This window comes from Pseudomonas sp. MF08817, assembly GCF_059862705.1.
Genome location: NZ_JCBCUY010000012.1, coordinates 125,813 through 135,733, shown reverse-complemented (window position 1 = coordinate 135,733; position 9,921 = coordinate 125,813). Strand labels below are relative to the sequence as shown.

General features: G+C 62.6%; 8 protein-coding genes. 6 read left to right on the top strand and 2 right to left on the bottom strand.

The genetic code is table 11. The features are described from left to right. Positions 1 to 284: 284 nt before the first annotated feature. Positions 285 to 1,010 (top strand): zinc metalloprotease, encoded by a 726-nt coding sequence (locus tag AC19YR_RS09855; RefSeq protein WP_500598226.1) that lies wholly within the window; start codon positions 285 to 287, stop codon positions 1,008 to 1,010. A gap of 90 nt (positions 1,011 to 1,100) precedes the next feature. On the opposite strand, the gene AC19YR_RS09850 is transcribed toward AC19YR_RS09855, so the two are convergent. After that, a complete protein-coding gene (locus AC19YR_RS09850; protein WP_095106379.1) occupies positions 1,101 to 2,747 on the bottom strand; it encodes a Na+/H+ antiporter in 1,647 nt (548 codons plus the stop codon). Between the two features lie 251 nt (positions 2,748 to 2,998). On the opposite strand from AC19YR_RS09850, the gene AC19YR_RS09845 reads away from it, so the two are divergent. The 4 genes from AC19YR_RS09845 (at position 2,999) to AC19YR_RS09830 (ending at position 6,060) form a co-directional block, all read left to right on the top strand. After that, complete coding sequence (locus tag AC19YR_RS09845) at positions 2,999 to 3,307, top strand: arsenate reductase (RefSeq protein ID WP_256576499.1); 309 nt, start codon at positions 2,999 to 3,001, stop codon at positions 3,305 to 3,307. Positions 3,308 to 3,339: 32 nt separating this feature from the next. Next, positions 3,340 to 4,374: a 2,3,4,5-tetrahydropyridine-2,6-dicarboxylate N-succinyltransferase gene (gene dapD / locus AC19YR_RS09840; protein WP_095106370.1), complete on the top strand. Its 1,035-nt coding sequence runs from the start codon at positions 3,340 to 3,342 to the stop codon at positions 4,372 to 4,374. Between the two features lie 70 nt (positions 4,375 to 4,444). After that, positions 4,445 to 5,650: an aminotransferase class V-fold PLP-dependent enzyme gene (locus tag AC19YR_RS09835; RefSeq protein WP_500598223.1), complete on the top strand. Its 1,206-nt coding sequence runs from the start codon at positions 4,445 to 4,447 to the stop codon at positions 5,648 to 5,650. Continuing rightward, positions 5,647 to 6,060, top strand: coding sequence for a SufE family protein (locus tag AC19YR_RS09830; protein ID WP_500598221.1), 414 nt, complete (start codon positions 5,647 to 5,649; stop codon positions 6,058 to 6,060). Before AC19YR_RS09835 ends, AC19YR_RS09830 begins: the two co-directional genes overlap by 4 nt. Positions 6,061 to 6,162: 102 nt before the next feature. Here AC19YR_RS09830 and tcdA read toward each other — a convergent pair whose 3' ends face one another. Continuing rightward, positions 6,163 to 6,972 carry a tRNA cyclic N6-threonylcarbamoyladenosine(37) synthase TcdA gene (tcdA, locus tag AC19YR_RS09825; protein ID WP_095106364.1) on the bottom strand — a complete coding sequence of 270 codons (810 nt, stop codon included), beginning with the start codon at positions 6,970 to 6,972 and terminating at the stop codon, positions 6,163 to 6,165. Positions 6,973 to 7,228: 256 nt separating this feature from the next. Here tcdA and AC19YR_RS09820 point away from each other — a divergent pair, with 256 nt between their 5' ends. Continuing rightward, on the top strand, positions 7,229 to 9,805 hold the full coding sequence (locus tag AC19YR_RS09820) for a glycosyltransferase (RefSeq protein WP_500598219.1): 2,577 nt from the start codon (positions 7,229 to 7,231) through the stop codon (positions 9,803 to 9,805). The last annotated feature ends 116 nt before the right edge of the window (positions 9,806 to 9,921 follow it).

Below are 9,921 nucleotides of genomic sequence, written 5' to 3'. Positions count from 1 at the left end.
TCGCAGTGGTTGCCGTTGAAATAGCATCACCATAATGGTGACGCGCTCCTGGGTACTCAGGTGGTTGTATTGGGTAGACATGGCAACACCTTACATCAGGCGTTGCACTTGCTCCTTGAGACCGCCCATCCTTTGACCCCGCCCTGATTCATAAAAGCCTATAGAACTACAATTTTCCGACCAAACACCTCGTTACAACAACGACACTTCACAACTGCACCGTTGAAACTAACCTAACTCTTGCCCCTTCCTACACACACCATGAACAACCGAGAGACACCCCCATGAATACAGACGATCTTCGCAAAGTTCCCACGCCCTCCGTACAGCAGGCGGACAATACCAATAGCATTGAAAACTCATCTCCTGCAGAATCCGCCGAAGACTCTAACAAAGCGAAACGCTCAACGGGTTTTATCAGTAAGTTCTGGCCTAATCGCAGTACGATCACCGTCAGTTTCATGGAAGATCTTTCCGACGAATTGAAATACCGAGTAGAACGAGTCATTCGGCGCTGGGAGCCTCACATGAGTCTGGCCATGGAATTCGTGGAAGGCAGACAGGCAAATATCCGCATTTCCCTCAATGGCATGCAGAATCGCTCAGAATTAGGTAATAACGCACTGTATATACCCGCTGACATTCCAACCCTGACGCTGGCGACCCCGTCCGACCACCCCTCGTTCGAGCCCGACCTCCTGCATGAGTTCGGCCATGCGCTAGGTTTGAACCATGAACATCAGCATCCTGACGCCAACATCCCCTGGGACATGGATAGAACCTATCGTTACTTCAAAGAGAGATTCGGTTGGGATGAGAACGACGTCAACAGCCAAATTTTCGAAGTTCATTACGACGCAGATGTATTTCGCGGCAGTTATGACAAAAAATCCATCATGCACTATCAAGTGCCTAATGAAATCACTCTTGGCGACTGGGAAGTAGGGGTCAATACCACTATTAGCGAGCAAGATAAAATTAACTTGCGCAAGATCTATCCATCCAACTAATTACGCACATTCCCCTGAATCAAAATTCAGCGCACGCCCCGGCCAATCAATCGGCAGCGTCGTGCGCTGATAGATCAAAGGCTATGGTTTTCACTTCACCTGGCCCAAATTCGCCTCACTCATGTCGAGCTCTCCCAGTACTTCACGCAATACGTCGTCGCCTATCTGGTGATGCCGGCTCAGGCTGTACAACTCCAGGCGCTGGGCCCGCAAAGCTTTCAAGCGCAGGCGCCGCTCCAACAGATCCATCTGCGAGGCCAGGGCCTGGGCTTCGGCGGAATCGTTGAACACCTCCAATTGATGGCGGTACTCGGACATGATCCGCGCCTTAAGCTCCGCGGCCAGGGCCGCTTGCGCCGCGTCCTGGGGGTTGATGGCCTCGGCCAACTCCTCCACCTCCAAGGCATGGATCGCCGCCTCGGCGGTCTTGCGCCAGGCGTCACGAATTTCACTGCGACGCTTGTCGTCCGGGCTGGCCTCGATGCCGCGTAGCAGCAAGGGCAAGGCGATGCAGGCCGCAATCAACGACAACAGGATCACCCCGGCGGCGATAAAGATCAGCAAGTCGCGCTCAGGGAAATCCTTGCCCGGGCCGATCAGCAGCGGCACCGACATCACGCCCGCCAGCGTCACCGCCCCGCGCACCCCACCCACCGTCAGCAACCAGCACGAGCGCGCCGTCGGCACCTGGGTCAATTCGCCCTTGCCGCGCCAGCGCCGCAGCAGGCCGGACAAACGCCAGATGCTTTGCACCCAGACAAAGCGCAACAACAGCAGGGCGAGGAAAATCGCCACCACGTCCAAGCAGCGATAGAGCAGCGTCGGCCACAGCGAACTCTCGTGGCTGACCACCGCCTTGATGATGTCCGGCAGTTGCAGGCCCAGCAGCAGGAAGATCAGGCCATTGAAGGCGAACTCCAACAGCGACCACACACTGCGGTTGAGCAGCCGCGTGCTGGTCTGGCGCGGCAGCAAATCGAGCCAGCTCTGCATCATCCCCGCCGCCACCGCCGAGAGGATGCCCGAGGCGCCAAGGCGTTCGGCCAGCACATAGGCGGCGAACGGCAGCAACAACATGAACACCACGTGGGTCGCCGGGTCGTCCCAGCCGCGGGCGATCATCCACGCCCGCAACCGCCCCACCAGCCAGCTCAGGGCCACGCCAATGGCCAGGCCGCCCAGCGCCACCAAGACAAACGTCAGGCTGGCGTTGGCCAGGGAAAACACCCCGGTCACGGCCGCCACCAGGGCGAACTTGAACGTCACCAGGCCCGAGGCGTCGTTCATCAGCGCCTCGCCCTGAAGCATGTGCATCAGGGGCGTGGGCAAACGGTTCTGGGAAATCGCCGAAACCGCGACGGCATCGGTGGGCGACAGCACCGCCGCCAGGGCAAACGCCACCGCCAGCGGGATGCTGGGCAACAGCCAATGAATGAAGTAACCAGCGCCCACCACCGTGAACAGCACCAACCCCACCGCCAGGGTCAGGATCGGCCCGCGCAACTTCCACAATTCGCGCTTGGGCATGCGCCAGCCATCGGAAAACAACAGCGGTGGCAGGAATAAAAACAGGAACAGTTCCGGGTCCAAGGCCACATGCAGGCCCAGGGTCGGCCACGCCAGCAAGGCCCCGGCGCCGATCTGCACCAGCGGCAGCGGCAGGGGAATCACCCGCCCGACCAAACGGGAAACGCTCACCAGCATCAGCAGAATGAGGACGGTATAAGCGGTTTGCATAAAGCGTGATTCCCAGCGATGGCATTTATCAGGCAACAGATGGCCATTTAAGTGCCATATTAGCCACTTAAGCTAGCGCCCACCGTTGCACCAAAGTCGCACCGCCGCCCGCGCGGGCGCACAAAACCCGATTGACGCCGACTCATGGCATAATCCGTGCCCTTTGGTACCCGGCACCTGTTAAAGGAGGCAATTTCTTGACCGCTTCAAGCAAAACGTTGCACCTTTTCGGCATCAAAGCCTGCGACACCATGAAAAAGGCGCGCACCTGGCTCGATGAACACGCTGTCAGCTATGACTTTCACGACTATAAAACCGCCGGCATCGACCGCGCGCACTTGACCCAATGGTGTGACGAGCACGGCTGGCAAGTGGTGTTGAACCGCGCCGGCACGACCTTTCGCAAACTCGACGACGAACGCAAAGCCGATCTCGACCAGACGAAAGCCATCGAACTGATGCTCGCCCAACCCTCGATGATTAAGCGCCCGGTGCTTGATCTGGGTGACCGAACCCTGATTGGCTTCAAGCCAGAAATCTACGCGGCAGCCCTCACGTAAGCCTGCCCATTCTTTTTTGTAGAGGTAACCGCATGTCCAATTCTTCGTTCAGCCTGGCCTTCGGTGTCGGCACCCAGAACCGTCAAGGTGCATGGCTGGAAGTGTTCTACGCCCAACCCCTGCTCAACCCGTCCGCTGATCTGATCGCCGCCATCGCGCCGATCCTGGGTTACAGCGAAGGCAACCAGGCTATCGCCTTCAGCACCGCGCAAGCGGCGCAACTGGCCGAAGCGGTCAAGCCGTTCGACGCCACCCAAGCCGCCCTGCTGACGCGCCTGGCCGAAAGCCACAAGCCGCTGGTGGCCACCGTCCTGGCGCAAGACAGCCAACTGAGTTCCACCCCCGAGGCCTACCTCAAGCTGCACCTGCTGTCCCATCGCCTGGTCAAGCCCCACGGCCTGAACCTGGCCGGGATCTTCCCGCTGCTGCCGAACGTGGCCTGGACCAGCCAGGGCGCCATCGACCTGGGCGAGCTGGCCGAGCGCCAGCTCGAAGCACGCCTGCGCGGCGACTTGCTGGAAGTGTTCTCGGTGGACAAGTTCCCGAAAATGACCGACTACGTGGTTCCGGCCGGCGTGCGCATCGCTGACGCCGCGCGCCTGCGCCTGGGCGCCTACGTGGGCGAAGGCACCACCGTCATGCACGAAGGTTTCGTCAACTTCAACGCCGGCACCGAAGGCCCGGGCATGATCGAAGGCCGCGTCTCGGCAGGCGTGTTCGTCGGCAAGGGTTCGGACCTGGGCGGCGGTTGCTCGACCATGGGCACCCTGTCCGGTGGCGGCAACATCGTCATCAAGGTCGGCGAAGGCTGCCTGATCGGCGCCAACGCCGGCATCGGCATCCCCTTGGGCGACCGCAACACCGTGGAGTCGGGCCTGTACATCACCGCGGGCACCAAGGTGGCGCTGCTGGACGAGAACAACCAACTGGTCAAAGTGGTCAAGGCCCGCGAACTGGCCGGCCAGACCGACCTGCTGTTCCGCCGCAATTCGCAGACCGGCGCCGTGGAATGCAAAACCCACAAATCGGCCATCGAACTGAACGAAGCGCTGCACGCTCACAACTAAGCAGCCACTCGATGCCCCTGGAACGGGTCGCCTTCGGGCGGCCCGTTCGCCCATACGAGCCCCCGACACCATGCTTGTGCCCTCGCCCTGGCGCGCCGACTTCCCGGCCATCGCCGCCCTGCAACGCCAGGCCCAGATCTACCTGGACAACGCCGCCACCACGCAAAAGCCCCAGGCCCTGCTCGATGCCCTGCACCATTACTACGCCAATGGCGCAGCCAATGTGCACCGTGCCCAGCACCTGCCCGGCGCCCACGCGACCCAGGCCTTTGAAGACAGCCGCCACAAAGTGGCGCAATGGCTCAACAGTGGCGATAGCGGGCACATCGTCTTCACCCACGGCGCCACCAGCGCGCTGAACCTCCTGGCCTATGGCCTGGAGCCTCTTTTCAACCCGGGCGATGAAATCGTCATTAGCGCCCTGGAACACCACGCCAACCTACTGCCCTGGCAGCAACTGGCCCAGCGCCGGGGGCTGAAACTGGTGGTCGTACCGGTGGACGCCGAGGGCCTGATCGACCTCGCCGCCGCCGCACGCCTGATCGGCCCGCGTACCCGCGTGCTGGCCGTCAGCCAGTTGTCCAACGTCCTCGGCACCTGGCAGCCGTTGGCGCCGCTCCTGGCCCTGGCCAAGGCCCAAGGCGCCTTGACCGTGGTCGATGGCGCCCAGGGCGTGGTCCATGGCCGCCATGACGTGCAGGCCCTGGGCTGCGACTTCTACGTGTTTTCCAGCCACAAGCTGTACGGCCCCGATGGCGTGGGCGTGCTCTTTGGCCGCCACGATGCACTGGCGCAACTGCGCCACTGGCAATTTGGCGGCGAGATGGTGCAAGACGCCGACTATCAACACGCCACCTTCCGCCCCGCGCCCCTGGGTTTGGAGGCCGGCACGCCGCCGATTGCCGCCGTGATCGGCCTGGGCGCCACCCTCGATTACCTCCGCGCCCTCGACCAGGACGCCGTGGCCGCCCACGAAGCCGCGCTGCACGACTACCTGCTGCGTGGCTTGCAGGCGCGCAACGGCATTCGCCTGCTAGGCCGCCCCCACGTGGCGCTGGCCAGTTTTGTCGTCGAAGGCATACACAACGCCGACCTCGCCCACTTGCTCACCGAACAAGGCATCGCCGTGCGCGCCGGCCATCACTGCGCCATGCCTCTGCTCAAGGGCATGGGGCTGGCCGGGGCGATCCGCGTCTCCCTGGCGCTGTACAACGACTCCGACGACTTGGAGCGCTTTTTCGAGGCGCTGGATCAGGCCCTGGAGCTGTTGCGATGAGCCTGCCCGGCGAGGCCGAACAAGCCTTGCAAGCCTTCGCGGCCGCGGGCGCCTGGGAGCAACGCGCGCGCCTGCTGATGCAATGGGGTGAGCGCTTGCCGGCCTTGAGCGATGAGGAAAAAACCGAAGCCAACCGAGTGCAGGGCTGCGAAAGCCTGATGTGGCTGGTGGGCGAGTTGCAGGACGGCCACTGGCAGTTTCGTGCCAGCAGCGAGGCGCGGTTGATCCGTGGGTTGGTGGCGTTGCTGCTGGCGCGGGTCAACGGCTTGTCGGCAGCAGACCTGCAAACCGTCGATTTGCCGGGTTGGTTTGCCCAACTGGGCCTGTCGCGCCAGTTATCGCCGTCGCGCAGCAACGGCTTGAATGCGGTATTGCAGCGCATGCGCCAACTCAGCCAAGCACAGGGCTGACATGGGCACGGGCTTGCCAGCGATGGCGGGCCTTCAATCGCGGCCGTATTGCCTGGCAGATTGCTATCGCAGGCAAGCCCGCGCCTACAGGTAGCGCGATACTCAGGGCGCCTTCACCCGCTCCGAAGGCCGGCGCACACCAGCCACGATCTTATCCACCGCTTTGGTCGCCGCGACCATGCCGAACGTCGCCGTGACCATCATCACCGCGCCAAAACCACCGGCGCAGTCCAGTTTCACGCCGTCGCCCACGAAGCTCTTTTGCAGGCAAATGCTGCCGTCGGGTTTGGGGTAGCGCAGCTGTTCGGTGGAGAACACGCAAGGCACGCTGTAATGGCGCGTCACTGTGCGCGAGAAGCCGTAGTCGCGGCGCAGGGTGGAGCGCACTTTTGAGGCCAGCGGGTCGTTGAAGGTGCGGTTCAGGTCGCAGACCTGGATCAGCGTCGGGTCGATCTGCCCGCCCGCGCCGCCGGTGGTGATGATCTGGATCTTGCGCCGCTTGCACCAGGCAATCAGCGCGGCCTTGGCGTTGACGCTGTCAATGCAGTCGATCACGCAGTCGATATCCGGGGTGATGTACTCGGCCATGGTCTCGCGGGTGACGAAGTCGGCCACCGCGTGCACCGTACAGTGCGGGTTGATGCCGCGCAGGCGCTCGGCCATCACCTCGACCTTGGCCTTGCCCACGGTGCTGTCCAGGGCGTGCAACTGGCGGTTGCTGTTGCTCACGCAGACGTCGTCGAGGTCGAACAGGGAAATCTCCCCCACCCCTGAACGGGCCATGGCTTCCGCCGCCCAGGAACCGACCCCGCCCACCCCGACGATGGCCACATGGGCCGCCCGCAACCGCGCCAGGCCTTCGATGCCATACAAACGGGCGATACCGGCAAACCGTGGATCTTCTGTGCTCATTGACCATTACCCCAAAAACCGGCGCGCATTATAGGGCCAGCCGCCGCCAAGTTCTAAGGCTGATTGCCGCCCGGCCCAACAGGGGGAGCGAGCCTGCTCGCGATGACGGCATTCCCACTACCGCTGAGTTTTCGCCGCCAGACGTAAGCACTTTCCCCTTCAAATGTGCGCCAACCTACCAGCAAGTGTAGGATGCGATCCCTTTGCCACTGTCGAACGCGCCCTCGTTCAACAGCCCAAGGGACCCGCTCTCGTTATGTCATCGCGTAAATTTGGACTCAACCTGGTGGTTGTGCTGGCCATCGCCGCCCTGTTCAGCGGTTTCTGGGCGCTTATCAATCGCCCAGTCAGCGCCCCCGACTGGCCTGCACAGATCTCCGGTTTTTCCTACTCGCCCTACCAACAGGGGCAGTACCCGCAGAAGCACCAATACCCCACCAACGAGCAGATGCGCCGCGACCTGGAGATGCTCAGCAAGCTCACCGACAACATCCGCATTTATTCGGTGGACGGCGCCCTGGGCGAGATTGCGACCCTGGCCGAAGAGTTCGGCCTGCGGGTGACCCTAGGCATCTGGATCAGCAAGGACCTGGCGCGCAACGAGCGGGAAATCCTCAAGGCCATCGACATCGCCAACCACTCGCGCAGCGTGGTGCGGGTGGTGGTGGGCAACGAGGCGGTGTTTCGCCGTGACATCAGCGCCGACGACTTGATCGTGCTGCTCGACCGGGTGCGCGCCGCCGTCAAAGTGCCGGTGACCACCTCCGAGCAGTGGCATATCTGGAAGAACAACCGGCAACTGGCCCAACACGTGGACCTGATCGCCGCCCACATCCTGCCCTACTGGGAAAACGTGCCGGTGGATGAGGCAGGGCAGTTCGTCATGGACCACGCCCAAGCGTTGAAAAAACTCTTCCCGAAAAAGCCCCTGCTGCTTTCCGAAGTGGGTTGGCCGAGCAACGGCCGCATGGGCGGCGGCGCCGACGCCACCCCGGCCGAGCAGGCGATTTACCTGCGCAGCCTGGTCAACCGCCTCAACCGCCAGGGCTACAACTACTTTGTGATCGAAGCCTTCGACCAGCCGTGGAAGGCCAGCGACGAAGGCTCGGTGGGCGCCTATTGGGGCGTGTTCAACGCCGCGCGCCAGCAGAAATTCAACTTCGAAGGCCCGGTAGTGGCCATCCCCCAATGGCGCGTGCTGGCCATCGGCTCGGTGGTGCTGGCGTTGCTGTCGCTGACCCTGCTGATGATCGACGGCTCGTCACTGCGCCAGCGCGGGCGCACCTTCCTGACCTTTATCGCGTTTCTGTGCGGTTCGGTGCTGGTGTGGATCGGCTACGACTACAGCCAGCAATACAGCACCTGGTTCAGCCTCACCGTGGGCTTTTTGCTCGCGCTCGGCGCGCTGGGGGTGTTTATCGTGCTGCTGACCGAGGCCCATGAATTGGCCGAAGCGGTGTGGACCCACAAGCGCCGCCGCGAGTTCCTACCCGTTGAGGGAGCTTCACCCTACCGGCCCAAGGTGTCGATCCACGTGCCTTGCTACAACGAGCCGCCCGAGATGGTCAAACAGACCCTCGATGCCCTGGCCGCCCTCGACTACCCGGACTACGAAGTCCTGATTATCGACAACAACACCAAGGACCCGGCCGTGTGGGAGCCGGTGCGCGACTACTGCGCCAGCCTGGGCCCGCGCTTCAAGTTCTTCCACGTCGCGCCCCTGGCCGGGTTCAAGGGCGGCGCGCTGAATTACCTGATCCCCCACACCGCCGCAGACGCGCAGGTGATCGCGGTAATCGATTCCGACTACTGCGTACACCCCGACTGGCTCAAGCACATGGTCCCGCACTTCGCCGACCCGCAGATCGCGGTGGTGCAGTCGCCCCAGGACTACCGCGACGCCCACGAGAGCACCTTCAAAAAGCTCTGCTACGCCGAGTACAGGGGGTTTTTCCATATCGGCATGGTCACCCGCAACGACCGCGACGCGATCATCCAGCACGGCACCATGACCATGACCCGCCGTTCGGTGCTGCAAGAGTTGGGCTGGGCCGACTGGTGCATCTGCGAAGACGCGGAGTTGGGCCTGCGGGTGTTCGAGAAAGGCCTGTCGGCGGCCTACTCCCACACCAGCTACGGCCAGGGCCTGATGCCCGACACCTTTATCGACTTCAAGAAACAGCGTTTTCGCTGGGCCTATGGCGCGATCCAAATCATCAAACGCCACAGCGCCAGCCTGCTGCGCGGCCAGGGCAGCGAACTGACCCGCGGCCAGCGCTATCACTTCCTCGCCGGGTGGCTGCCGTGGGTGGCCGATGGCATGAACATTTTCTTCACCGCCGGTGCCCTGCTGTGGTCGGCGGCGATGATTATCGTGCCGCACCGGGTCGACCCACCGCTGCTGATCTTTGCCATCCCGCCGCTGGCGCTATTCGTATTCAAGGTGGGCAAGATCCTGTTCCTCTACCGCCGCGCGGTGGGGGTGGACCTCAAGGACGCGTGCTGCGCAGCCCTGGCCGGGTTGGCGTTGTCCCACACCATCGCCAAAGCGGTGCTGTATGGTTTTTTCACCCGCAGTATTCCGTTTATTCGCACGCCCAAGAACGCCGCCACCCACGGCTTCTGGCGGGCGATCTCGGAGGCCCGCGAGGAGCTGTTCATCATGCTGCTGTTGTGGGGCGCGGCGCTGGGCATCTGCCTGGTGCAAGGCCTGCCGGGCAATGACATGCGCTTCTGGGTGGCCATGCTGCTGGTGCAATCGCTGCCGTACCTGGCGGCGCTGGTCATGGCGTTTCTCTCATCCCTGCCCAAACCTGGGCCGGCGAGCGCATAAAACCACCGAACGGCGGCCAGTGGCCGCTGTTTTGCTATAAGATTACGGCCCTTTGTGCGCCTCGCCCCCAAGGCCTGCCCGCTGCCACAGCGAGGCGCCAGCGGTTTTATTCAGCC

What these genes read in the sequence shown, in the direction of transcription:
- AC19YR_RS09855 (WP_500598226.1), top strand. Translation starts at nt 285, where the DNA reads ATGAATACAGACGATCTTCGCAAAGTTCCCACGCCCTCCGTACAGCAG.
- AC19YR_RS09850 (WP_095106379.1), bottom strand. Translation starts at nt 2,747, where the DNA reads ATGCAAACCGCTTATACCGTCCTCATTCTGCTGATGCTGGTGAGCGTT.
- AC19YR_RS09845 (WP_256576499.1), top strand. Translation starts at nt 2,999, where the DNA reads ATGAAAAAGGCGCGCACCTGGCTCGATGAACACGCTGTCAGCTATGAC.
- dapD (WP_095106370.1), top strand. Translation starts at nt 3,340, where the DNA reads ATGTCCAATTCTTCGTTCAGCCTGGCCTTCGGTGTCGGCACCCAGAAC.
- AC19YR_RS09835 (WP_500598223.1), top strand. Translation starts at nt 4,445, where the DNA reads ATGCTTGTGCCCTCGCCCTGGCGCGCCGACTTCCCGGCCATCGCCGCC.
- AC19YR_RS09830 (WP_500598221.1), top strand. Translation starts at nt 5,647, where the DNA reads ATGAGCCTGCCCGGCGAGGCCGAACAAGCCTTGCAAGCCTTCGCGGCC.
- tcdA (WP_095106364.1), bottom strand. Translation starts at nt 6,972, where the DNA reads ATGAGCACAGAAGATCCACGGTTTGCCGGTATCGCCCGTTTGTATGGC.
- AC19YR_RS09820 (WP_500598219.1), top strand. Translation starts at nt 7,229, where the DNA reads ATGTCATCGCGTAAATTTGGACTCAACCTGGTGGTTGTGCTGGCCATC.